We start from the raw sequence: 24,148 nt of genomic DNA on the forward strand, positions 1-24,148 counted from the left end.
CTATCTCGAACCGTTACGGGCTTGCCATCGGCAAGTTCTCTCTGCAGGGAAGGGACATGAACGAAGGATCGAATCAAGCGGCACGCTCCACGCTTTTTCGCAACACAATCACCACGTTCATCAATGAGCGGCGCGACGCAAAACTCAAAGGTGATGAGGCAGGTGATGCAACGAAGTACGAATACAGCACCTGGCTCGCCGACGCCGCCCGCCGCGTAGCGCAAATCCAGGCCGTCACCCATGTCCTCAAAGCCACCCACCCCGATGCTCGCGGTAGCAGCCTCCATGCCGCTCCGCAAACGCTGACGCAACATCAGGAGATTGGTACCCATGTACTGGCCAGCGACTACGTTGAAGACATCGTAGGTAATGCCGCGGCGTTGGATGTGTACAAGTTTCTCAAGCTGGAGGTAGAAGGGCGCCGGTTGCTGGACTGGCTTCAGCAGGACGACGTCGATCTGTTGGCCGCCCTGAGCCCGGATCCGATCTTGGCCCAAAGCTGGGCCGGGGCCTTCAAGGGGTTGATTCGCTCGAACGAAACCCTGGTTTCCCACAGCTTGGCCAAGCAGGTTTTCTGGTGTGTTTCGGGCGAGCCAAGCGACGATACCGGCTTTGAATTACTGCAACCGATGTTTCCCAGCAGCCTGGTGCATGCCGTACACGCAGATATCAACGAGCGCCGCTTTGGCGAGGCCAACAAGGCAGCACGCCAGGCTCGGCGCAATCGCCAGCCCTACACAGGAACCTACGGCGATTACCCACAACTGGTGGTGCGCAAACTCGGGGGCACCAAGCCGCAGAACATCAGCCAGCTCAACAGTGAGCGTGGGGGCGTGAATTATCTATTGGCTTCTCTTCCGCCGCTTTGGAAGCAGCAGCACCCCGGCAGCGCTCTGCACCTGGATTCGGCCTTCACCCGCCTGCGGCGTTTTGAGGACGTGGATGAGTTGGTCGAAGCCCTTTGCACACTGCTCCAGGCCGACTCTCCTCCCACCATGCACACCCGCCTGCGACGTGAGCATATAGAACGCGCGTTGGGGCGTGCCCTGGCGGCCTTTGGCCTGAGCTTTCGTGCCTCTCTACCCGCCGGCTGGAGCCGTGATAACCAATGCCGGCTAGCGCTGTGCGAACAGCTTTGGCTCGATCCGCAACGGGCTCAATTGCCGCCGCGTGAGGAGTACATGGAAGCAGACCAGGCCTTTACAGCAGCCTTCGTCCGACAGGCCTGGGCGGAAGAGGTTGCTCACCGCTTTGGTAACTGGCTGAACGGTATTTTGCTGCAACGCGGCTTGCCGGTAGGCGATACCGAACAGGCGCATTGGGCCAGACAGGCGGTTATCGAAGCCGAAGCATCACAGTCCTGGGTAGTTGATGAAACCGCTGTGGAGGTGATGCATGGCTGAGTGTCCACACTTTGAACACCTGCTGGTTATCCCTCATCTGTGGGTGCAAAACGCCAACAGCCTCTCCAGCCCCCTGACCCATGGTTTTCCCTCTATTACGGCTTTCCTGGGGTTGATGTGGGCACTGGAAAGGAAAACTCATGCAGCGGGCCTGGACTTGCAATTCAACGCTGTCAGCGTGGTTGCCCATCATCACGAAGAACAAGTGACCCAGGGCGACTTCGTCAACACCCTGCACCTGACCCGTAACCCACTCAACAGGGATGGCAGCACCGCGGCAATCGTTGAGGAAGGTCGGATCCACCTGCAGATCAGCCTGGTGTTTGCCGTACAAAGCCAAGCGCTCAATGACCAGAGCGATGGCAGAGCCATCGCGCATCAGGTACGTGAACTGTTGATGCAGATGCGCATCGCCGGAGGCAGTGTGCTCCCTTCGACTGCCCCGCATCGCAAGCAGCAGCCTTATGCCATTCCCATGACCGGTGATGAAGAGGCGCGTGAGCGATTGTTCTATCAGACCAAGCTGCGCCTGCTGCCTGGGTTTGTGCTGGTAGAGCGTCAAGACCTTCTGCAACAGCGTCATCAAGACCTGCAAGCCAGCCAACCCCAGGCCACGTTACTGGATGCCTGGCTGTCGCTGTCACGGATCAACTGGTCCAGCGTCACCCCCGCGAGCGAATGCGAATCCCCACGCCACACTGAATGGAGCAACGATCGCAAGGGCCTGGGGTGGATAGTGCCCATCCCTGTGGGTTATGGCGCGCTGACTCCACTTCAGGAAGCCGGTTCGGTTGCTCGCGCACGTGATGCCCAGATCCCGTTCCGTTTCGTAGAAAGCCTGTATGGCGTGGGCCAGTGGATCAGCCCCCATCGCCTGCAATCGGTGCAGCAGTTGCTCTGGTACGCCGACTACCAAAGTGACGAAGGTCTGTACCGCTGCCGCAACGACTACCGTGCGCAATCAATGTCCCACTTCGACTGATAGCCCTTTTGAGCAAAGGAATACGAACATGAGCAATGACGCCCTGAAAACCGCTTCGGTCCTGGCCTTCGAGCGCAAGCTCGACCCATCCGATGCGCTGTTCCATGCCGGCGACTGGCAGTCGCGCAGTCAGTGGGAGCCCGTGGTGGTGCGGGAAAAATCCGTACGCGGAACCATTTCCAACCGACTCAAGGCCAAGGAACTGGACCCCGCCAAGCTGGATGCCGCCATCGAGCATCCCAATCTGCAAACCGTGGACGTGGCCGCCCTGCCGCACGATGCCGACACCCTGCGGGTCAGCTTCACCCTGCGGGTGCTGGCCGGTACTGGCCAGCCTTCGGCCTGCAACGATTTCGCCTACCGGCAGAAACTGCTGGAGACTGTACAGGGGTATGTCCAGGCCAATGGCTTTGGCGAATTGGCCCGTCGTTACGCCCATAACCTGGCTAACGGCCGCTTCCTGTGGCGCAACCGCATTGGCGCCGAGCAGGTCGAGGTGGAGGTCGAGCATCTGGTGGAGGGCCAGGCGGCGACTCAATGGCGCTTCGACAGCCTGAGCCTGTCCTTGCGCCAATTCGACGCTGCCGGTGAGCACGGCGAGGCCTTGCAGTCGTTGGCTGGCTTGATTGCCCGGGGCCTGGCCGGCGCGCAGCATGTCTTGCTGCGCATCACTGCCTACGCGCGCATGGGCGCCGGGCAGGAAGTGTTCCCGTCCCAGGAGCTGATCCTGGACCGTGGGCGCGGTGACAAGAGCAAGACGTTGTACAGCGTGGGCAACATCGCCGGCATCCACTCGCAGAAAGTCGGCAATGCCTTGCGCAGTATCGACACCTGGTACCAGGGCGCCGACAGCAACGGGCCGATTGCGGTGGAACCCTATGGTTCGGTGACCACCCAGGGCAAGGCCTATCGCCAGCCCCGCGGCAGCCAGGATGATTTCTACACCCTGCTGGACAGCTGGGTGCTCAAGGATCGAGTACCCGCGCTGGAACAGCAGCACTTCGTGATCGCCACCCTGATTCGCGGCGGCGTGTTCGGCGAGGCAGGCTGAGCCATGGACCATTACCTGGATTTGAAACTGCTGCCGGACCCTGAGTTTCCCGAGCCGCAGTTGATGAGCGCCTTGCTCAGTAAATTCCATCGGGCCCTGCATGACCTGCGGCGCAACGATATCGGCATCAGCTTTCCCGATACCCGGCGACCGATCAGGCACCTGGGTTCGCACCTGCGCATCCACGGCAATCGCCAGGCCCTGGACCAGTTGCTGGCCATCGATTGGCTGACCGGCATGCGTGACCATGTACAGATCGGCCAGCCCTGCTCGGTGCCGACGCCGGTGCAGCATCGCCATGTCAGCCGGGTACAGGTCGACAGCAGCCCGGCACGCCTGCGTCGCCGCCTGATCAAGCGTCATGGGCTGACCGAGGACCAAGCCCGCCAGCGCCTGCCCGACAGCGCGGCGAAACGTTGCGACCTGCCGTTCGCGGTGATGCGCAGCCATACCAGCCATCAGCTGTTCAACCTGTTCATCCGCCACGGCCCGTTGCTTGAACAACCACAGCCCGGCACGTTCAACGGCTATGGCCTGAGCTCCAGTGCGACAGTGCCCTGGTTCTGACCCTTTTTTCCGGGTGCAGTGGAGCGCTTTGTAAAATCAATGACTTACAAGGCGCTTCAAAAAAAGGGTGTACAGCAACTTTTAACGGCCTTTCTTTTGAGATTCAGGAGGTTATAGAGAAAGTGCTCTAGTTCACTGCCGTATAGGCAGCTAAGAAAATGTCGACCTCTTTCAGCATGCCGCGAAGGGTGTTCACTGCCGTATAGGCAGCTAAGAAAACTTGTGGCCGTAGAGAATCGCGTCCATGACGGTTCACTGCCGTATAGGCAGCTAAGAAAAAAGAGAGGCCTGTTTACGACGCTGGGCGGCGGTTCACTGCCGTATAGGCAGCTAAGAAATGCCCGGTTCCGCTCCAACTGGGTATCAATCTGTTCACTGCCGTATAGGCAGCTAAGAAATGGCCGAACGCCGCGAGACGTCCGCCCAGCTTGTTCACTGCCGTATAGGCAGCTAAGAAAAGCGTCAAAAGCTGAATCAGGGAAGTACTACAGTTCACTGCCGTATAGGCAGCTAAGAAAAAACAAGGCGACTACCTGACCGAGTTCAAGGCGTTCACTGCCGTATAGGCAGCTAAGAAAAACAGCGCCTCTGGAGACGCCATCGGCTGCCGGTTCACTGCCGTATAGGCAGCTAAGAAAAAGATGATCAGCGTTGGCATGAAGGTGATGCGGTTCACTGCCGTATAGGCAGCTAAGAAAACCCAGCGCAGCCAGGGCTGATTGGCCTCCTTGTTCACTGCCGTATAGGCAGCTAAGAAAGGGAAGATCGCACCATAGCTGGAGGACACGCCGTTCACTGCCGTATAGGCAGCTAAGAAAGGCTACAGCCAGGCCGTGTCGGCGGCAGGGCAGTTCACTGCCGTATAGGCAGCTAAGAAACCCAGGGAATGCTGATCCTGGTGCATCCAGCGGTTCACTGCCGTATAGGCAGCTAAGAAAAGGAAATGTCCCATGGCGAGCTGATGGACAAAGTTCACTGCCGTATAGGCAGCTAAGAAAACGAACGGCACATTCTCCAGCTCGGACGCAGCGTTCACTGCCGCACAGGCAGCTAAGAAACCAGGCCTTCAGCGTTCATCGGTGCTGTTCATCTCGATTGCCGAACAGGCAGGTAAAACACAATCCATCATCAATCCATCGGCACCCGTTACTGCCGTAGAGGCAGCTTGAGAGACTTGATGCACTCGTCGCTGGCTGGCCTGGGACTCCCGGGCCAGGACGCGGCTTTGTCACATCCCCTTCATCGGCGCTGGCTAAGGTGGCCTCTTTTGACCATGTCAGGGAGTCACCATGAGCGAGTTCAACCTCGGCCGTCGACGGATCATGCAAATCGCCGGGGCGGGGATGTTGATGCCCAGCCTGGCGCCGGCGGTGATCGCCTCGGTCAAGGATCGGCCCAAGCTCACCGATGGCGTGCAGTCCGGGGACTTGCAGGGCGATCGGGCGATTATCTGGAGCCGCAGCGACCGCCCGGCGCGGATGGTGGTGGAGTGGGACACCCGCAGCATGTTCACCAACCCGCGACGCCTGGTCTCGCCGCTGGCCGATGCCCGCACCGACTTCACCGCCCGGGTGGACCTGAGCGGGTTGCCGCTCAACCAGGCGATCTTCTATCGGGTGACCTTCGAGGACGCCCGCACCGGGGTGGCCAGCGAACCCTGGTTCGGCCATTTGCGCAGCGCCCCGAGCCAGCGCCGGGATATCCGTTTCGTCTGGAGCGGCGACACCGTCGGCCAGGGTTTCGGCATCAACCCGGACATCGGCGGCATGCGCATCTACGAGGCAATGCGCCTGCGCCTGCCGGACTTTTTTATCCACAGCGGCGACACCATTTACGCCGATGGCCCGGTGCCGGCTCAATTGACCACCGAGGGTGGGCGCATCTGGCGCAATATCACCACCGAGGCCAAGAGCAAGGTGGCCGAGACCCTGGACGAGTATCGCGGCAACTACCGCTACAACCTGCTGGACGAGAACCTGCGCCGGTTCAACGCCGAGGTACCGCAGATCTGGCAGTGGGACGATCACGAGGTGGTCAACAACTGGTCGCCGAGCAAGCAGCTGGACGAGCGCTACATGGTCAAGGACATCCAGACCCTGGTGGGCCGTGCGCGCCAGGCCTGGCTGGAGTACGCGCCGATGCGCCGGCAGAGCGCCGATGGTGGCGGGCGGATCTATCGCAAGCTCAGCTACGGGCCGCTGCTGGATGTGTTCGTGCTGGACATGCGCAGCTACCGCGGGCCCAACGACGACAACCTCGGCGGCGAGAAGCCGTTCCTCGGCCGTGAACAGCTGGACTGGCTCAAGCGCGAGCTCAAGGACTCCCAGGCGCAGTGGAAGGTGGTGGCGGCGGACATGCCCATCGGCCTGGGCGTGCCCGACGGCGAGGTCAGCCCCGGCGTGGCGCGCTGGGAGGCCATCGCCAACGGCGACCCGGGCCCGGCCCAGGGTCGCGAGCTGGAGATCGCCGAGTTGCTGGCCTACCTGCGCAAGCACCGGGTGCGCAACCATGTGTGGCTGACCGCCGACGTGCATTACTGCGCGGCCCACCACTACCACCCGGACCGGGCGGCGTTCCAGGATTTCGAGCCGTTCTGGGAATTCGTCGCCGGCCCGTTGAATGCCGGCAGCTTCGGGCCCAACGTGCTGGACAAGACCTTCGGCCCCGAGGTGGTGTTCCAGAAGGCGCCGCCGACCCAGAACGCCTCGCCGTTCGCCGGGTTCCAGTTCTTTGGCGAGGTGCAGATCGATGGCCAGACGACGGAGATGAGCGTGATCCTGCGTGATCTCGATGGCGTGGCGGTGTTCGAGCGCAAGCTGCAACCGGCCTGATACACGCCTATGGCCCAGGGGTAGGAGAGCGGCTCGCCTGCGATGAATGCTAACGCGGTGTCCTGGACACACCGCATCGCGCTTATCGCAGGCGGGCCTCGCTCCTGCAGGTCAGTAGACGTCGCGGCGGTAGCGGCCTTGTTCGATCAGGCGCTCGACCTGTTCGGCGCCCAGCAGCTCGTTGAGCACCTGGTCCACCCCCGAGGCCATGCCTTGCAGGCTGCCGCAGATGTAGAGCGCGGCGCCGTCGTCGAGCCACTGTTGCAAGGTCTTGGCGGCTTCGCGCAGGCGATCCTGGACGTAGATCTTGTGTTCCTGATCGCGGGAGAAGGCCAGGTCCAGGCGGCTCAGGTCGCCCCGGGCCAGCCATTCCTGCAGCTCGTCCTTGCAGTAGAAATCATGCTCGGCGTTGCGCTCGCCAAAGAGCAGCCAGTTGCGTTGCTGGCCCTCGGCGATCCGCGCCTTGAGCAGGCTGCGCAGCCCAGCCAGGCCGGTGCCGTTACCCAGCAGGATCAGCGGGCAGGGCTCGGCCGGCAGGTGGAAGCCGCTGTTGCGGCGCACCCGCAGGCTGATGCTCGCGCCCACCTGGACATGCTCGGTAAGCCAGCCGGAGCCGATGCCCAGGCTGCCGTCGGCGTGGCGCTCCTGGCGCACCAGCAGTTCCAGGCAGCCGTCGGCGGCGATCGAGGCGATGGAGTATTCGCGCTGGGTCAGCGGCACCAGCGCATCCACCAGGGCCTGGGCATGCAGGCCCACCAGGTGGGCGCGGTTCTCCGGTAGCTGGCGGCTGCCCAGGGCCTGTTCCAGGCTTTCTTCCAGGCCGTCGAGCTGCACCGGGCTCTCGCCGGAAAGCCCCAGGCCCTCGAGGAAGTGTTCCACCAGCCACGGGCAGTTGCGCGGCATGACTTCCACCAGGTCGCCGGCCAGCCAGCTGCTGGTGCCGGGCGGTTGCAGTTGCAGCCAATAGACCCCGGAGCCGTTGCTCTCGGGGTTGAGCAGGCGACGCTGGCTCAAGGTCCAGTTGGCGAAGGCCGGGGCTTGCCACAGGTCCACCGGGGCATGGCCGGTGAGCTGGCCCAGTTGTTGTTGCCAGTGGCGCAGGGCGTAGCTGTCGCCACTGTCGACTTCCACCGGGGTGAACAGGTTGCTGGCGCCCTGGCTCGACAGCCAGGTGTGCAGGCGCCGGGCGAAACCGCAGAACTGCGGGTACTGGCGGTCACCCAGGCCCAGCACCGCATATTCCAGGCCGTCGAGGGCCAGTTCACGGCCCAGCAGCTTGCGCTCGAAGCCCCGGGCGCTGTCCGGTGCCTCGCCATCGCCGAAGGTGCTGACCACGAACAACGCCCGCTGGGCACTGCGCAGGTCCTGCTCGCCCAGGCTTGCCAGAGGGCGGACCCGGGCGCCGATGCCGGCGGCCTGCAATTGCCCGGCGGTCTGCCAGGCCAGTTGTTCGGCGAAACCGCTCTGGCTGGCAAAGCCGATCAGCCAGCCGTTGGTATCGTCGGGGGCCTGTTCCAGGCCTTGGCGGGCGTCCTTGATCTGGCGTTTCTTGCGCCGCCGATCCAGGTACAGCAGCCAGCCGGTGATGAAGAACAGCGGCATGCACAGCGAGGCCAGGGTCAGCACGATGCGCCCCACCAGGCCGAAGTAGCTGCCCACGTGCAGGGCGTAGACACTGGTCAGCAATTGCGCCTTGAAGCTCTTGTCGGCGTAGCGCTCATGCCGGCTGATGACGCCGGTGGCCGGGTCCAGGGTGATCTGGTTCAGGGCGCGCTCGTGGGGCGAGTCCTTGAGCAGGTAGAACACCGTCGCCGGCTGCCCGGCCACGGGCGGCATGCGCACGTTGTAGGCGCTAAGGTCCTTGCCGGCGGCGCTGTAGATGCTGCTCCACATGGCGTTGTAGTCGGCCACCGGGGCCGGGCCCTTGGCCGGCGGGCCGCCACGCCCGCCCCGGGCGCGCTCGCTGTGTGGCGAGTCGGACAGCAGGCGGGTCAGCCCCTTGCTGTACCACTCGTACGACCAGTACAGGCCGGTAAGGGCGAACAAGAGGTAGAACAGCAAACACCAGGTGCCGAACACCGCGTGCAGGTCCCAGTTGAAGGCCCGTCCTTTCTTGGCCCAGTCCAGGGTCAGCCAGGCGCGCCAGCTGGCGACCTGGCGCGGCCAGCGCAGGTACAACCCGGACAGGCAGAAGAAGATCAGGATCAGGGTGCAGGCGCCGGTGATCTGCCGGCCGCTGTCGCCCATGGCCAGGAACCGGTGCAGTTGCAGCATGAAGCCGAAGAAGCCCTGGCCCACAGCCTCGCCGGTGAACTGGCCGGTGTAGGGGTCGAAGTAGCGCATCTGCCCACGGCGTTCCCCGGGCGGCGGGGTGTAGAACACCCGCGCGGCATTGCCGCTGTCGGTCTCGACCCAGAGCATGGACACGTCCTTGCCCTCGGCCGCCTGGAGCTTGGCCACCAGCTCGGCCGGCGGCAGGGTGCCGGCGGGCAGCTTGTCGACCTGCAGCACCGAGGGGTTGAGCGCGCGCAGGATCTCGTCCTCGAACGATACCGTGGCCCCGGTGATGCCCATCAGGGCCAGGACCAGCCCGGCGCTGATGCCGAAGAACCAGTGCAGCTGGAACAGGGTTTTCTTCAACACATCGACCGCCTTGTTCGTCCTAAGAGGTGAAACACGGCGCGCATTATGCCGTGTGTGAGCGAGAAGCATTCTTCTTTACATGCAAAAGCCCCAGGCAGCGGATGCATGGGGCTTGGGCACCTGTGGCCGGGGCCACAGGGTGTCGCGATGGATCAGAAGTGGAAGTTGGCACTCATCAGGGCGGTACGGCCTGCTGCCTGGTTGGCGAAGTGCGCCGCGTATGCCTTGTCGTAGTAGGTCTTGTCCGTCAGGTTCTGCACGTTCAGTTGCAGGTCGACGTTCTTGGTCAGCTTGTAGCTGGCCATGGCGTCGTAGCGGGTGTAGGACGGTACGTAGACAGTATTGGCCGCGTCGCCATAGACCTGGTCGACATAGAAAGCGCCACCACCGACGGTGAGTTTCGGGGTGATGTCGTAGGTGCTCCACAGGCTGAAGCTGTTCTTCGGCGTGTTTGGCATCTGGTTGCCACTGGCCGATGCAGCGCCAGCGGTGACAGCACCGTTACGGCCTGTCAGGCCTGCGTCCACCAGCTCGCTCTTGAGGTAGCTGTAGCCGGCGAAGACTTGCCACTTGTCGGTGATCTTGCCGCTGGCGCCCAGTTCGATACCGTCGACGCGGGACTCACCAGCGTTCTGGTAGGTCATGGAGTCCACCAGGATACGGGTGTTCTTTTTCTCGGTACGGAATACCGCGGCGGTCAGCGAGAGGCGATCATGGAATACGTTCCATTTGGTGCCCAGCTCGTAGTTGACGGTCTCTTCCGGCTGCAGGTCGCTGACAGCAGCTCCGGCAGACAAGGGGTTGCCATCCGAGCCTTCACCTACCAAACCACCGGCCGGGGAGGCCGAGGTGGCATAAGAGGCATAAATGCTGCCGTTTTCGGTGGGTTTCCACACCAGGCCGGCCTGCCAGTTCCAGAACTGGCTGTCATCCTTGATCTTGCTCCTGGCCTTGACCGTGGCCGTGGGTACGGCATTGGTATTGGCTTCGGTGTCGAAGGTGTCGTAACGCAAGCCAACGTTCAGCAGCCATTGCGGGTCGAGTTCGATAGTGTCGAAGACATAGGCGGCACGGCTGGTGGCCTTGGTGTTGGTGCCGTTGTAGTTGCGCGCGATGGAGCCCGTCCAGTCGTCATTGGGGTTTGGATTGCCTAGCGACGTACAGCTACCGCCACTCGCCTTGCCAGGGGTGCAAGTAGGGTTGGAGTTGGGGGATACGGTGTAGCCACTGAACCGGGTTTCTTCGCCGGTGAACTCAAGCCCGGTGGAGTAGTTGTGCTTGAAGCCCAGTGCATGGAATTCACCAAACAGATCGGTCTGGTTGGTGGTGGTTTCCGTGGTCGATACACGGCTGTTGGCGCGACGCCAGACGGTGCCGAACTGGTTGACGTTGTGCTGGCTGTCGTCGGGTTGGGTGAGGATATAGTCCTGGCCGGTGTTGCCATGACGCAGGGTATTTTTCAGCGTCATGTTTTCGTTCAGATCATGCTCAATGGAGATGGTGCTGATGTCGGCGCGGGTCTTGCGGAAGTCACGATGCTTGAGACCGTAGAAGTTGCTGCTGTCGCCGCCATCGGTAGGCTTGTCATGCACATGCGGTGCCTTTGCACCGTTGGAGCTGTAGCCATAGGGAATGCCCGAATCCGGCAGGTCGTCGCTTTCCATGTGGTAGTAGCTGAAGTTGACCCGGGTCGGCGTGCCCATGCCGAAGGTCAGGGAAGGTGCGACACCCCAGCGGTCATAGTTGATGGAGTCGCGACCTGCGACGTTCTGCTCGTGGCTCATCAGGTTCAGGCGGAACGCTGCGCCTTCGAGGAACTGGCGGTTGACGTCGAGGGTGTAGCGGCGAGTCTGGTCGGAGCCGTAGGTGAAACCACCGTTGAGGAAGTCCTGCTGCTTGGGCAGCTTGCTCACCAGGTTCAGGCTGCCGCCTGCCGAGCCGCGGCCACCGAACGAGGAGTTCGGGCCCTTGCTGACTTCCACCGATTCGATATCGAAGATCTCGCGGCTTTGGCCGCCAGTGTCACGCACGCCATCGAGGTAGGTATCGCCTTGTGCATCGAAGCCACGAATGAACGGGCGATCGCCCTGGGGGTTGCCACCTTCACCAGCACCAAAGGTGATGCCGGGCACGGTGCGCAGCGCATCTTGCAACGAGGTCGCCGCCGTGTCCTTGAGAACTTGCTGGGGAATGACAGTCACCGAACGAGGAGTATCCACCAGCGGCGCGGTGTACTTCTGCGAGGAAGCCTTTTCCACCTGATAGGACGTCGCGTCCTGGGCCTCACCGGTGATGCTGGTGGCTTCCAGGGCAATCGCTCCCGAGGCTTTCTTGCCGGTGTCCTCGGCAGCCTGGACCATGTGCGCAGCAGAGCCGGCGGTGATGGCGACGCCGATGGCGGATGCCAGCAGGCGTGGCGAACTGACAGCGGATAGTGGTTGTTGGCGTGTCATGTTTTTTCCCCTCCCCGAGGATTTGAGGCCGCGGAATATAGGTGAAAGAAACATTCGTTATCAATTGCGAAACATTACTATTCGCAGTGAATTTACATTCTTTACAATTTCTCTTTACGGTTTTTGCGTTCTCGTTCGTCCCCGGCGTTTTACATGGGCAATAAGAATCAATACCATTGCCGGTCTTTCGCTTCCCAGGTACCTGGCCATGTTGCTGCACATTCCCGGCGTGTTCACCCGTGATGAAGTAGGGCGCATTCGCGAAGCCCTGGAGCAGGCGGATTGGGCCGATGGCAAGATCACCGCCGGTTACCAGTCGGCCAAGGCCAAGCACAACCTGCAACTGCCCGAGAGCCACCCGCTGGCCCGGGAGATCGGCGAGGCGATGCTCGAACGCCTCTGGCAGAACCCACTGTTCATGTCCGCCGCCTTGCCGCACAAGGTGTTCCCGCCGCTGTTCAACTGCTACACCGCAGGGGGCAGTTTCGACTTCCATATCGACAATGCCGTGCGCCAGCCCAAGGGCAGCGCCGAGCGGGTGCGCACCGACCTGTCCTCGACCCTGTTCTTCAGCGACCCGGAGGACTACGACGGCGGCGAGCTGGAGATCCAGGACACCTACGGTGTGCAACGGGTCAAGCTGCCGGCTGGCGACCTGGTGCTGTACCCCGGCACCAGCCTGCACAAGGTCAACCCGGTGACCCGGGGTGCCCGCTACGCTTCGTTCTTCTGGACCCAGAGCCTGGTGCGCGAAGACAGCCAGCGGGCACTGTTGTTCGAGATGGACGGGGCGATCCAGGAGCTGACCCGGGACATGCCCGAACACCCCTCGCTGATCCGCCTGACCGGCACCTACCACAACCTGCTGCGTCGCTGGGTCGAGGTGTAGAGCGTGACTTTTCAACTACGCCGCGAGGAAAGCCTCGATGGCGGGCAACTGAGCGCCATGCTCGAAGAGAGCCCGGCCCGCGCGGCCCAGGCAATCCTGCTGGCTGCTGGCGAAGGCCTGGTGGATGCCCAGGCCCTGCTGGGGCAAATCCTCCTCGACGGCCGGGGTATCGAGCAGGACCAGGCCCTGGCCCTGCGCTGGTTCGGCATCGCCGCCCAGCGCGGCCACCTGATGGCGCGCAACATGCTCGGCCGCTGCCACGAACACGGCTGGGGCTGCCCGGCGGACGCCAGCATCGCCGCCGGGCATTACCACCAGGCCGCCACAGCCGGGCTGGACTGGGCCCTGTACAACTACGCCAACCTGCTGGCCACCGGTCGTGGCGTGGAGCAGAACCATGCCCAGGCCCTGGCCTGCTACCAGCGCGCCGCGCAGCTGGGCCATGCCAAGTCGATGAACCTGCTGGGGCGTTACCTGGAAGAGGGGCTGGTGTGCCCGGCCGATCCCGAAGCGGCCCGGGATTGGTATCGTCGCTCGGCCGAGGGTGGAGATTTCCGCGGACAGTTCAGCTATGCCGCGGTACTGGCCGATGCCGGGCGGATCGACGAGGCGGTGGATTGGCTGAAACAGGCCCTGGCGGGCGGCAATCTGAATTTCCTGCGAGTGGCTTGCGCCGAGTTGCTCAATGCCACGCATCCCGAGATTCGCCAACTGGCCCAAGCTTATCATCAGCGCGCCGCGCAATTGGGTGATGAACGGGATGCAGAGCGGCTTGCTGTGTTGGATTAAATCACTATGATTCAAAGCTAATCGCTTTTAATCATTCTGATGCAGGTCTGCCTCATGCCCGCGACAAAAGTACTGACCGCCCACATTCCCTTGGATCTGGCGGATAAGGTCGATCAACTGGCTTCTCGCCTGGAGCGCTCCCGTGCCTGGATCGTGAAGCAAGCATTGGTAGCCTGGGTTGACCAGGAAGAAGAGCGCCGCCGACTGACGCTTGAGGCCTTGGCAGATGTCGATGCTGGAAGGGTTGTCGATCATCAGTCCGTGCTGGCTTGGGCAGAGAGTCTGTCTGGCGACAACCCTCTGCCTTTACCAAAATGAGACAGCTGAAATGGACGAGCAAGGCGCTATCCGATCTGGCTCGGCTTTTTGAATTTCTCGCTCAGGTTAATCGCTCGGCTGCTGCTCGGACCGTGCAATCTCTCGTGCGGGCTCCAGATGCGCTGCTATCTAACCCTCGATTGGGAGAGCAGTTGGAGGAGTTCAAGCCGAAGGATGTTCGACGGTTGTTGGTGGGGCATTACGAGGTGCGTTATGAGATTCAAGGCATGGTCTTGTCCATCCTGCGTATTTGGCATGTCCGGGAAGATCGTTGAGCCACTGAATCGCACGCATAAAAAAGCCCATGACAGGTCATGGGCTTTTTCTTGCCGCTTGTCGCTAGCAGCTAGCAGCTGCCTTTAAACGTAGTAGGCCTTCAGCGGTGGGAAACCGTTGAACTCCACGGCGCTGTAGCTGGTGGTGTAGGCACCGGTGGACAGCCAGTACAGGCGGTCGCCGATGGCCAGGTTCAGTGGCAGGCCGTACTTGTAGTTCTCGTACATGATGTCGGCGCTGTCACAGGTAGGGCCTGCGATCACCACTTCTTCGGTTTCGCCTTTCTTCTCGGTCCAGATCGGGAACTTGATGGACTCGTCCATGGTTTCGATCAGGCCGGAGAACTTGCCCACGTCGGTGTAGATCCAGCGCTCCACCGCGGTACGCGACTTGCGGGCCACCAGGACCACTTCGCTGACCAGGATGCCGGCGTTGGCGATCAGCGAACGGCCCGGCTCGAGGATGATTTCCGGCAGGTCGTCACCGAAGTCTTCCTTGAGGAAGCGGATGATTTCCTCGGCGTAGGTTTCCAGGCTGTTGGTGCGGGTGATGTAGTTGGCCGGGAAGCCACCGCCCATGTTGATCAGCTTCAGTTCGATGCCGTCTTCTTCTTTAAGACGCTCGAAGATCACCTTGACCTTGGCGATGGCCGCGTCCCAGACGCTGATGTCGCGCTGCTGGGAGCCGACGTGGAACGACACGCCGTAAGGCACCAGGCCCAGGTCGCGGGCCAGGATCAGGAGGTCCATGGCCATGTCGGTCTGGCAGCCGAACTTGCGCGACAGCGGCCAGTCGGCGGTGGTGGAGCCTTCGGTGAGGATGCGCACGTAGACTTTGGAACCCGGGGCGGCCTTGGCGATGTTGCGCAGGTCGGCTTCGGAGTCGGTGGCATACAGGCGCACGCCCTTCTCATAGAAGTAGCGGATGTCCTTGGACTTCTTGATGGTGTTGCCGTAGCTGATGTTGGCCGGGTTGACGCCGCGCCCCAACACCTTGTCCAGCTCGTAGATCGAGGCGATGTCGAAGCTCGAACCTTTTTCGTGCAGCAGGTCGATGATTTCCACGGCCGGGTTGGCCTTGACCGCGTAGTAGACCTTGGCGAACTCGAACCCGGCGCGCAGGTCGTCATAGGCCTGGGCGATCATCTGGGTATCGATCATCACGAACGGGGTTTCTTTCTGGTCGGCGAACGCCTTCATTTTCTGAAAGGTTTCGCGCGCGAAATAGTCTTCGACGTTAATCGACATGCGTGGAAGCTCCTGATGGCAAACGTTGGTAATCAATGGGTGGCAGGCAATGCCAGGGTCGACACCGCCTTGTGAACGTCCTCCGTATCCCCACTTTGGTTCGCCTACTTCCCAAGGCATGTCGCCGAAAGCAAAAAGGCCATGGGAAATCTGCCCTTGGCCTTGCTGTCTCGTCGTCAGTACTTGAGCCGGATGGATCGTTTCCAGCATGGACGTTCGGCGCGAACTTTAGGCGGTGAGGGGGCTTAGATCAACAAAAAATGTCGCGTTTTTGCACTTGTCTGACGTGCGTCGCAGACGCCTCTCTTTGTAGCCGACACAGATGACGGACAGATGTTCCCGAAGAATTCCCAGGTGTTAAAAATACCTGCACGTTCGACTCTTTTGCGTGCCAAGTGGCTGGTAAGTATGAAGGCGTCAACATCGGCGACGTTAGCGGCGAGAGGGCGGTGCAAGGGGGATTTTGACTGTTTCGCAACCGCTCGCTGGAGGGCTGCCAGAGGCGCGACTGTTGATATTTTTTTTCGGCACGTGGGAGCGCCAAAAATCGGTTGGCGAGGGTGCTGGTTTGCGCTGGACCGCGCAGCGGTTCCCTTCCTTTATGAAAAGAAGGGCCGCTGCATGGCCCAGCGCGAGCAGGCCACTGCGCCATAGGGGCGCTTTTGGTTATTTATTGATCAGGAGGCCGCTATTTCAGCCGGCGAGACGATATGGGTCTTCATCCCCCGGGAGCGGCCCGAGCTGAGGTAGGCGGCAATGGATTCCTGGGTCACTTCGCCGAGGAACACCCGCTCGGCGTCCATCACCGGCAGCCACGAGCGGTTGAACTCGTACATGCGTGACAGAAGAATCCGTAGATGCTCGTCGTAGACGGCGGTGGCATTGAATTCCCGCAGGAATTGGCCGCAGGTGCCGTTCTGACGGTGCAGGTCACGGCGTCGTACATAACCCAAGGCTTTGTTCTCGGTGCAGGTCACCACCACGTAGCGTCGGTCGTGCTCGTCCATCAGCTCCAGGGCCTCGGTCACCTGGGTGTCCGGGCTCACCGACGGGGCGTTGTCCGCGGCATCCTCGGCCTTGACCAGCAGCAGGCGCTTGAGGGTGCTGTCCTGGCCGACGAAGTTGCTGACGAAGTCGTCCGCCGGGTGGGCCAGCAGGGTATCCGGGTGGTCGATCTGCAGAAGCTTGCCGGCGCGGAAGATGGCGATCTTGTCCCCCAGCTTGATGGCTTCGTCGATGTCGTGGCTGACCATGATCACGGTCTTGTTCAGTGCCCGCTGCATCTCGAAGAACTCGTTCTGGATCATCTCGCGGTTGATCGGGTCCACTGCACCGAAAGGCTCGTCCATCAGCAGCAGCGGAGCCTCGGCGGCCAGGGCGCGGATCACCCCGATCCGCTGTTGCTGGCCGCCGGACAGCTCGCGTGGGTAGCGATGCAGGTACTGCTTGGGTTCGAGCTTGATCATGCTCATCAGCTCGCGGGCGCGGTCGTGGCACTTCTGCTTGTCCCAGCCCAGCAGGCGTGGCACCACGGTGATGTTTTCCTCGATGGTCATGTTGGGAAACAGGCCGATCTGCTGGATCACGTAGCCGATGTTGCGGCGCAGGGTCACTTCGTCCAGGCCGGTGGTGTCCTCGCCGTTGATCAGCACCTTGCCCGAGGTGGGCATGATCAGGCGGTTGATCATCTTCAGCGTGGTGCTCTTGCCGCAGCCGGAGGGGCCGAGGAATACGCAGATCTCGCCTTCGTTGACGGTCAGGCTGACCGAGTCGACGGCTTTGACATCCTTGCCGTTGCTGCGAAAGGTCTTGCTCAGGTTCTGTAGTTCGATCATTTCAGGGCTCCTAGTGGGCTCAATCCTTTTGGCGTCAGCGAACGTTGCAGCCATTGCAGAAGCAGGTCGGCAAAGATGGCCAGGAGGCTGACCAGCACGGCGCCGACGATCAGCATCGACATGTCGCTGCGGCTGATGGAGGCCAGGATCAGCACCCCCAGGCCGCCGGCGCCGATGGTGGCGGCGATGGTCATGACGCCGATGTTCATCACCACCGCGGTGCGTACTCCGGCGAGGATCACCGGCACCGCAATGGGCAGCTCGACCATGCGCAGGCGCTGGCCGAAGGTCATGCCGATACCCCGGGCGGCCTCGCGAATGCCCGGTTCAACGCCGGTCAGTGCCAGGTAGGTGTTGCGCATGATCGGCAACAGGGAGTAAAGGAACACGGCGGTGATCGCCGGCAGCGGCCCCAGGCCCTGGCCGAACGTGGAGTAGAACGGCAGCAGCAGGCCGAACAGGGCGATGGACGGGATGGTCAGCAACACCGTGGCGCTGGCCTGCAAGGGCCCGGCGAGGCTGGGAAAGCGGGTCATCAAAACGCCCAGGGGCACGCCAAAGACGATGGCCAGGGTGACGGCGATGCCCACCAGGGTGATGTGTTGCCAGGTCAGGTGCAGTACCTGGGCCCAATCGAGATGGGAAAAGGCGTTCAAGAATTCCATGTCTTCTCCTCTTTAATCGAGTGGGTGCTGGCGCAGGAAATCTGCGGCCACGGCGGAGGGGCTTTCATGGTCGACGTCGACCCGCGCGTTCAGCTGGCGCATGGTTTCGTCGTCGAACAGCGCCGCCAGCGGCTCGAGTTCGGCGGCCAGTTGCGGGTGGGCGTCGAGGTAGACCTGGCGCACCACGGGAGCGGCGGTGTAGTCCGGGAAGTAGTGCTTGTCGTCCTCCAGCAATTTGAGCTTGAAGGCGCTAAGACGCCCGTCGGTGGTGTAGACCAGGCCGGCAAACACCTGGCCATTGCGCAAGGCGGTGTAGACCAGGCCGGCGTCCATCTGCCGGGTGTTCTTGCGGGTCAGGGCCATGTCATACAGCTTGACCATCCCGGCCATGCCGTCGGAACGGTTGGCGAACTCGGTGTCCAGGGCCACCAGGCGGTTTTCCCGGGTGTTTTCGTCCAGGGCCCGGGTCAGGTCGCTGATGCTGTTGATTTGTGGATGTTCCTTGGCCACGTTTTCCGGCAGCGCCAGGGCATAGGTGTTGCTGAACTTGGACGGCGACAACCAGACCAGGCCTTTTTTCGCGTCGAGTTCTTTCACCCGGGCGTAGGACTGCTGCTTGTCGAGCTTTTCGTCGATGTGGTTGTAGGCCACCAGCGACACCCCGGTGTATTCCCAGATCAGGTCCAGCTGGCCGCTTTCCTGGGCACTGCGGGCCAGGTTGCTGCCCAGGCCGCCGGTGACCCGGGTGTCGTAGCCCTTGCTGCGCAGGTACTGGGAGGTGATTTCCGCCAGCAGGGTCTGTTCGGTGAAGACCCGGGCGCCGATGCGGATCAGGGGTTTTTCCGCGGCGTGCGCCAGGCTGGCAAACAGCAGGACGCAGCCGAGTAACAGGCTTGTTTTCTTCATGTTCACTCCAAGGCTCGTGCTGGTCAGGACGGACGCAGGCCGCGTTCCAGCCAGAGGCGGCTGGCCAGGGTCACCAGGCCGTCCAGAAGCAGCGCCAGCAGCGCGGTGCAGGCGGCGCCGAGCAGCAGTTGCGGCTGGTTGTTCAGGGCGATGCCGGGGAAGATCAGGCTGCCCAGGCTGTTGGCGCCGATCAGGAAAGCCAGGGGCGCGGTGCCGACGTTGATCGCCAGGGCTACCCGCACGCCGCCGACGATGATTGGCACGGCATTGGGCAATTCGACTTTCCACAGCACCTGGCGCGGGGTCATGCCGATGCCGATGGCGGCTTCCTTGAGCGAGCCCTGGACGTTCTTCAGGCCTTCATAGGTATTGCGCACGATGGGCAGGAGGGAGGCGAGGAACAGGGCGAAGATCGCCGGTCCGCTGCCGATGCCGAGGACCCCGAGGGCGATGGCCAGGACGGCCAGGGGAGGCACGGTGTTACCGATGTTGAACACTTGCATGAAGCGCTCGGCGCGCCTGGCCATGGCAGGGCGGCTGAGAAGGATGCCGGCGGGCAGGCCCACTAGCAGGGCGGCGAACATGGACGCCAGGACCAGGAACAGATGAGCTTGCAGGTAGAACAACAGATCGTCGCGGTAGTGTTCGATCGTATCGATGCCGATCCAGTGGACCAGCAGGGCCAGGAGGGCGATAACCGCAGCCCCTCCTATCAGCCCTTTGCCATAGCGAATAGCCACGGGCGGACTCCTTTTTTCTTATCGGTCGGCGGGCGCTTTCCCCTGTGGCAGGGCCGTGGCCGACTGCCGGGAAAATCCCCGCGAAAAGCAGTTCGTCGAGTGCCGGCAGGGCGGCGGTGAACGAACCATGAGCGCAGCTTCGTCAAGCTAACTTGCTGAAATTCCAGGCATCTGATGCGCGCCTGGCAGGGAAGTGGACGTCTCCACCTTTTAAAAGGTTCCATAGTTAACGGCGTTTGGCCACCCTTGTGGCTGCTACCTTGCGGCGCGAGGCGGTGATCCAGGGGAGGGATGGCCGGGTTGCGGGCGCTGCGCGCCGGGTCGCAGTCTGCGCTGGCGCTAGACAGCGGCTACAGGGCGTAGCGGGGCTGAACGGTGGTCCGGGGAGGCAGCTTTGCGCTATACTCGCCGCCCTTTTTTGATCACCGCCAGGCGATTTCCCATGACCCAACAGGCCGCCGAAGTCGCGAAACGCCGCACTTTCGCCATTATTTCCCACCCGGATGCGGGTAAGACCACCATCACCGAAAAGCTGTTGCTGATGGGCAAGGCCATTGCGGTGGCGGGTACCGTCAAGTCGCGTAAGTCCGACCGCCACGCCACCTCCGACTGGATGGAGATGGAGAAGCAGCGCGGCATTTCCATCACGACGTCGGTCATGCAGTTCCCCTATCGCGAACACATGATCAACCTGCTGGACACCCCCGGCCACGAAGACTTCTCGGAAGACACCTACCGCACCCTGACCGCGGTGGATTCGGCGCTGATGGTGCTCGACGGCGGTAAGGGCGTAGAGCCGCGGACCATTGCCCTGATGGATGTCTGCCGCCTGCGGGATACGCCGATCGTCAGCTTCATCAACAAGCTGGACCGCGACATCCGCGACCCGATCGAACTGCTGGACGAAATCGAGGCGGTACTGAAGATCAAGGCCGCGCCGATCACCTGGCCGATCGGTTGCTACCGCGACTTCAAGGGCGTGTACCACTTGGCGGGCGATTACATCATCGTCTACACCCCGGGCCACGGCCACGAGCGCACCGAGACCAAGATCATCGAGAAGCTCGACTCCGCCGAAGCCCGTGCCCACCTGGGCGACGAGTACGAGCGTTTCCTCGAGCAGCTGGAGCTGGTGCAGGGCGCCTGCCACGAGTTCGACCAACAGGAGTTTCTCGACGGCCACCTGACCCCGGTGTTCTTCGGTACCGCCCTGGGCAACTTCGGGGTCGACCATGTGCTCGACGCCGTAGTGGACTGGGCCCCGCTGCCGCTGCCACGGGCGGCCAACGAGCGCAGCGTGGCGCCCCAGGAAGAGAAGTTCTCGGGCTTTGTGTTCAAGATCCAGGCGAACATGGACCCCAAGCACCGCGACCGCATCGCCTTCATGCGTATCTGCTCGGGCAAGTACGAAAAGGGCATGAAGATGCGCCATGTGCGCACCGGCAAGGACGTGCGCATCGGCGACGCCCTGACCTTCTTCTCCTCCGAGCGTGAGCAACTGGAAGAAGCTTTCGCCGGTGACATCATCGGCCTGCACAACCACGGCACCATCCAGATCGGCGACACCTTCACCGAAGGCGAGGCCCTGGGTTTCACCGGTATCCCGCACTTCGCCCCGGAACTGTTCCGCCGTGTGCGCCTGAAGGACCCGCTCAAGTCCAAGCAGCTGCGCCAGGGCCTGCAGCAGCTTGCCGAAGAGGGCGCGACCCAGGTGTTCTTCCCCGAGCGCAGCAACGACATCATCCTGGGCGCCGTCGGTGTGCTGCAGTTCGATGTGGTGGCCAGCCGCCTGAAGGAAGAATACAAGGTCGAATGCGCCTACGAGCCGATCACCGTGTGGTCCGCTCGCTGGATCAGCTGCGACGACAAGAAGAAGCTGGAGGAGTTTTCCAACAAGGCGGTGGAGAACCTGGCGCTGGACGGCGGCGGTCACCTGACCTACCTGGCGCCGACCCGGGTCAACCTGGCGCTGATGGAAGAGCGCTGGCCGGACGTGAAATTCCGCGCGACCCGCGAACACCACTAAGTTCGCCTGCCACACCCCAAGCCCCACGGTGCAGACCGCGGGGCTTTTTTGTGCCTGCTGGCAAGCTCATGGCACCCCTCACCGTTAGTCGGGCGGGGGCTCCTGGTGAAGGGATCGATAGCTGGCTATCTGGAAAGTCCCGGGTATCGCGACTAGGTTTCAGGTTGTGCTGTGGCCGTTGCAAGGCACGGTTTGCAGCCTTCGATGATTCACCTTTGAAGGGATGGAATCGGCTATGAGAATTTTTCAACGCGTGGTGTTGCTGATCAAAGTGCTGGTGCTGCTATCGGTGGGCATGTCGGCGGCCTGGGCCAACAACCTGTTGCAGGTCAAGGAGCCCGGATACTCGTCGAGCCAGGGCACGTCCGTGCAGATGCTGGCCAAGTCCGAGTCGGAGCCGGGGGATGAAGGGCAGGGCGGCAGCTCGGGCGATGACGACCAGACCACCGACGACGGCGAGCCTGACCAGGGCTGAAAAAAAGCCCCTCGCAACGGATCGATGCGCAATCCGTCGGGAGGGGCCGGTGCAACAAGGTTCAGGCGCTCCCGCAGGTTCCGGGGGGCGCCTTTTTCATGCTCGTTACAAGAACTGCTCGGCGTAGTGGCAGGCCACCTGGCGGCTGTCGAGCTGGCGCAAGGCCGGCTCTTCGGTGCTGCAACGCTCGGTGGCGTACGGGCAGCGCTTGTGGAAGGCGCAGCCGGGCGGCGGGTTCAGAGGGTTGGGCAGCTCGCCGGCGATCTTGATCTTCGGCTTGTCCGGGTCCGGATGGATGGCCGGGGTGGCCGAGAGCAGGGCCTGGGTGTAGGGGTGCAGGGGACGGGTGTAGATGTCCTCCTTGGGGCCCATTTCCACTGGCCGGCCCAGGTACATCACCAGCACCTGGTCAGCGACGTGGCGCACCACCGCCAGGTTGTGCGAGATGAACACGTAGGCAGTATTGAATTCCTGCTGCAGGTCCATGAACAGGTTCAGCACCTGGGCCTGGATCGATACGTCCAGGGCCGAGGTCGGTTCATCCGCCACCAGCACCTTGGGTTGCAGCATCATCGCCCGGGCCAGGGCGATACGCTGGCGCTGGCCGCCGGAGAACATGTGCGGGTAGCGCTGGTAATGCTCGGGGCGCAGGCCCACCTGCTTCATCATCGCCTGGACTTTCTCGCGGCGCTCGGTGGCCGACAGCTTGGTGTTGATCAGCAATGGCTCGGCCAGCTGGTCACCGATCTTCTGCCGTGGGTTGAGCGAGGCGTAGGGGCTCTGGAACACCATCTGCACGTCGCGGCGCAGTTGCTTGCGCTGCTCCTTGGTGGCGCCCTTGACCTCATGGCCGGCGATCTGCAGCGAGCCCGAAGATGGCTCCTCGATCAGGGTCAGGGCCCGGGCCAGGGTGGACTTGCCGCAACCGGATTCGCCCACCACGGCCAGGGTCTTGCCGGCCTCCAGTTCGAAGGACACGCCATTGAGTGCGCGAACGGTGGCGTGGCCCTTGAACAGGCCCCGGGACACTTCGTAGTGACGGGTCAGGTCGCGGGCGGTTAGAACGACGGCCATCACGCCACCTCCTGGTTCAGCGGGTAGAAGCAGCGCACCAGGCTGGCGGCTTGCGGATCGAGACTAGGCCGCTGCTGGCGGCAGTTTTCCTGGACGTAGGGGCAGCGTGGCGACAGCAGGCAGCCTTGGGGCCGGTCGTAGCGACCGGGAACGATGCCCGGCAGGGTCGAGAGCCGCGAGGCGCCCAGGCTGTGCTCGGGAATCGCCGCCAGCAGGGCTTCGCTGTAAGGGTGCGCGGGGATGTCGAACAGCTCCGGCACCTTGCCCACTTCCACCGTCTGGCCGGCGTACATCACGCAGACGCGCTGGGCGGTCTCGGCCACCACGGCCAGGTCGTGGGTGATCAGCACCAGGCCCATGTTCTGTTCTTTCTGCAGGCTCAGCAGCAGGTCCATGATCTGTGCCTGGATGGTCACGTCCAGGGCGGTGGTGGGTTCGTCGGCGATCAGCAGCTTGGGTTCGCCGGCGATGGCCATGGCAATCGCCACGCGCTGGCTCATGCCCCCGGACAGCTGGTGCGGGTAGGCGTCCATGCGGCTGGCGGCGCCGGGGATCTCGACCTTCTCCAACAGTTCGATGGCGCGCTTGCGGGCGGCCTTGCCGGACATCTTCAGGTGCAGGCGCAGCACTTCCTCGATCTGGAAGCCCACGGTGTAGCTGGGGTTCAGCGCGGTCATCGGGTCCTGGAAGACCATGGCCAGGTCCTTGCCGACGATCTGCCGGCGCTGGCGGGCGCTGAGCTTGAGCATGTCCTTGCCGTCGAAGTTCATGGCGTCGGCGGTGACGATGCCGGGGTGCTCGATCAGGCCCATCAGGGCCATCATGGTCACCGACTTTCCGGAGCCGGACTCGCCGACGATGGCCAGCACTTCGCCCTTGTCGACCTTGAGGTCCAGGCCGTCCACCACGGGAACAGCCTTGGCGTCGCCGAAACGGACATTGAGATTCTTGATTTCTAACAGTGACATGGGAATCTCC

20 protein-coding genes and 1 CRISPR repeat array are annotated in these 24,148 nt (G+C 62.5%); of the genes, 11 read left to right on the plus strand and 9 right to left on the minus strand.

Translation table 11 applies throughout. From position 1 onward, the window contains the following. Nucleotides 1-56: 56 nt before the first annotated feature. The 5 genes from csy1 (at nt 57) to C4K39_RS04260 (ending at nt 6,834) form a co-directional block, all read left to right on the plus strand. On the plus strand, nt 57-1,403 hold the full coding sequence (gene csy1, locus C4K39_RS04240) for a type I-F CRISPR-associated protein Csy1 (protein WP_124345732.1): 1,347 nt from the start codon (nt 57-59) through the stop codon (nt 1,401-1,403). Next, a complete protein-coding gene (gene csy2, locus C4K39_RS04245) occupies nt 1,396-2,385 on the plus strand; it encodes a type I-F CRISPR-associated protein Csy2 (protein WP_124345733.1) in 990 nt (329 codons plus the stop codon). Before csy1 ends, csy2 begins: the two co-directional genes overlap by 8 nt. A gap of 28 nt (nt 2,386-2,413) precedes the next feature. Further along, complete coding sequence (csy3, locus tag C4K39_RS04250; protein ID WP_124345734.1) at nt 2,414-3,436, plus strand: type I-F CRISPR-associated protein Csy3; 1,023 nt, start codon at nt 2,414-2,416, stop codon at nt 3,434-3,436. Between the two features lie 3 nt (nt 3,437-3,439). Continuing rightward, nucleotides 3,440-4,003 carry a type I-F CRISPR-associated endoribonuclease Cas6/Csy4 gene (cas6f, locus tag C4K39_RS04255; protein ID WP_124345735.1) on the plus strand — a complete coding sequence of 188 codons (564 nt, stop codon included), beginning with the start codon at nt 3,440-3,442 and terminating at the stop codon, nt 4,001-4,003. 130 nt (nt 4,004-4,133) lie between these two features. Then, a CRISPR array of direct repeats spans nt 4,134-5,062; the repeat unit is 29 nt; unit sequence GTTCACTGCCGTATAGGCAGCTAAGAAAA. A 230-nt stretch (nt 5,063-5,292) separates the two neighbouring features. Continuing rightward, nucleotides 5,293-6,834 (plus strand): alkaline phosphatase D family protein, encoded by a 1,542-nt coding sequence (locus C4K39_RS04260; protein ID WP_068575717.1) that lies wholly within the window; start codon nt 5,293-5,295, stop codon nt 6,832-6,834. A gap of 111 nt (nt 6,835-6,945) precedes the next feature. Here C4K39_RS04260 and C4K39_RS04265 read toward each other — a convergent pair whose 3' ends face one another. Next, nucleotides 6,946-9,477, minus strand: coding sequence for a PepSY domain-containing protein (locus tag C4K39_RS04265; protein WP_124345736.1), 2,532 nt, complete (start codon nt 9,475-9,477; stop codon nt 6,946-6,948). Nucleotides 9,478-9,629: 152 nt separating this feature from the next. Beyond that, nucleotides 9,630-11,930: a TonB-dependent receptor gene (locus C4K39_RS04270; protein ID WP_124345737.1), complete on the minus strand. Its 2,301-nt coding sequence runs from the start codon at nt 11,928-11,930 to the stop codon at nt 9,630-9,632. Nucleotides 11,931-12,138: 208 nt separating this feature from the next. Here C4K39_RS04270 and C4K39_RS04275 point away from each other — a divergent pair, with 208 nt between their 5' ends. From C4K39_RS04275 to C4K39_RS04290, 4 genes are read left to right on the plus strand one after another with little or no spacing between them, the layout of a single operon-like run. Continuing rightward, the gene (locus C4K39_RS04275; RefSeq protein WP_068575723.1) at nt 12,139-12,819 is read left to right on the plus strand and encodes a Fe2+-dependent dioxygenase; all 681 of its coding nucleotides are present in this window, start codon (nt 12,139-12,141) and stop codon (nt 12,817-12,819) included. A 3-nt stretch (nt 12,820-12,822) separates the two neighbouring features. Next, complete coding sequence (locus tag C4K39_RS04280; RefSeq protein WP_124345738.1) at nt 12,823-13,608, plus strand: tetratricopeptide repeat protein; 786 nt, start codon at nt 12,823-12,825, stop codon at nt 13,606-13,608. Between the two features lie 54 nt (nt 13,609-13,662). After that, complete coding sequence (locus tag C4K39_RS04285; RefSeq protein ID WP_083236103.1) at nt 13,663-13,926, plus strand: CopG family ribbon-helix-helix protein; 264 nt, start codon at nt 13,663-13,665, stop codon at nt 13,924-13,926. After that, a complete protein-coding gene (locus C4K39_RS04290) occupies nt 13,923-14,201 on the plus strand; it encodes a type II toxin-antitoxin system RelE/ParE family toxin (protein WP_068575728.1) in 279 nt (92 codons plus the stop codon). Before C4K39_RS04285 ends, C4K39_RS04290 begins: the two co-directional genes overlap by 4 nt. A gap of 84 nt (nt 14,202-14,285) precedes the next feature. Here the strand turns inward: C4K39_RS04290 and C4K39_RS04295 are convergent, their stop codons facing one another. From C4K39_RS04295 to C4K39_RS04315, 5 genes are all read right to left on the minus strand, one after another. Then, nucleotides 14,286-15,449, minus strand: coding sequence for a type III PLP-dependent enzyme (locus tag C4K39_RS04295; protein WP_068575730.1), 1,164 nt, complete (start codon nt 15,447-15,449; stop codon nt 14,286-14,288). 677 nt (nt 15,450-16,126) lie between these two features. Then, nucleotides 16,127-17,284 carry an osmoprotectant ABC transporter ATP-binding protein OsmV gene (locus C4K39_RS04300; protein ID WP_068575732.1) on the minus strand — a complete coding sequence of 386 codons (1,158 nt, stop codon included), beginning with the start codon at nt 17,282-17,284 and terminating at the stop codon, nt 16,127-16,129. Then, nucleotides 17,281-17,949, minus strand: coding sequence for an ABC transporter permease (locus C4K39_RS04305; protein WP_068575734.1), 669 nt, complete (start codon nt 17,947-17,949; stop codon nt 17,281-17,283). The genes C4K39_RS04300 and C4K39_RS04305 overlap by 4 nt, the downstream gene beginning before the upstream one ends. A gap of 12 nt (nt 17,950-17,961) precedes the next feature. Continuing rightward, nucleotides 17,962-18,855, minus strand: coding sequence for a glycine betaine ABC transporter substrate-binding protein (locus C4K39_RS04310; RefSeq protein WP_124345739.1), 894 nt, complete (start codon nt 18,853-18,855; stop codon nt 17,962-17,964). A 23-nt stretch (nt 18,856-18,878) separates the two neighbouring features. After that, nucleotides 18,879-19,595 (minus strand): ABC transporter permease, encoded by a 717-nt coding sequence (locus C4K39_RS04315; RefSeq protein ID WP_068575738.1) that lies wholly within the window; start codon nt 19,593-19,595, stop codon nt 18,879-18,881. Between the two features lie 442 nt (nt 19,596-20,037). Here C4K39_RS04315 and C4K39_RS04320 point away from each other — a divergent pair, with 442 nt between their 5' ends. After that, nucleotides 20,038-21,621 carry a peptide chain release factor 3 gene (locus tag C4K39_RS04320; RefSeq protein WP_068575740.1) on the plus strand — a complete coding sequence of 528 codons (1,584 nt, stop codon included), beginning with the start codon at nt 20,038-20,040 and terminating at the stop codon, nt 21,619-21,621. A gap of 235 nt (nt 21,622-21,856) precedes the next feature. After that, a complete protein-coding gene (locus C4K39_RS04325) occupies nt 21,857-22,096 on the plus strand; it encodes a hypothetical protein (protein WP_178083950.1) in 240 nt (79 codons plus the stop codon). Nucleotides 22,097-22,201: 105 nt separating this feature from the next. Here the strand turns inward: C4K39_RS04325 and C4K39_RS04330 are convergent, their stop codons facing one another. After that, the gene (locus C4K39_RS04330) at nt 22,202-23,170 is read right to left on the minus strand and encodes a peptide ABC transporter ATP-binding protein (RefSeq protein WP_068575744.1); all 969 of its coding nucleotides are present in this window, start codon (nt 23,168-23,170) and stop codon (nt 22,202-22,204) included. Next, nucleotides 23,170-24,138, minus strand: coding sequence for an ABC transporter ATP-binding protein (locus tag C4K39_RS04335; protein WP_068575745.1), 969 nt, complete (start codon nt 24,136-24,138; stop codon nt 23,170-23,172). The genes C4K39_RS04330 and C4K39_RS04335 overlap by 1 nt, the downstream gene beginning before the upstream one ends. Nucleotides 24,139-24,148 lie beyond the last annotated feature (10 nt).

This window comes from Pseudomonas sessilinigenes (genome assembly GCF_003850565.1).
Lineage (GTDB): Bacteria > Pseudomonadota > Gammaproteobacteria > Pseudomonadales > Pseudomonadaceae > Aquipseudomonas > Aquipseudomonas sessilinigenes.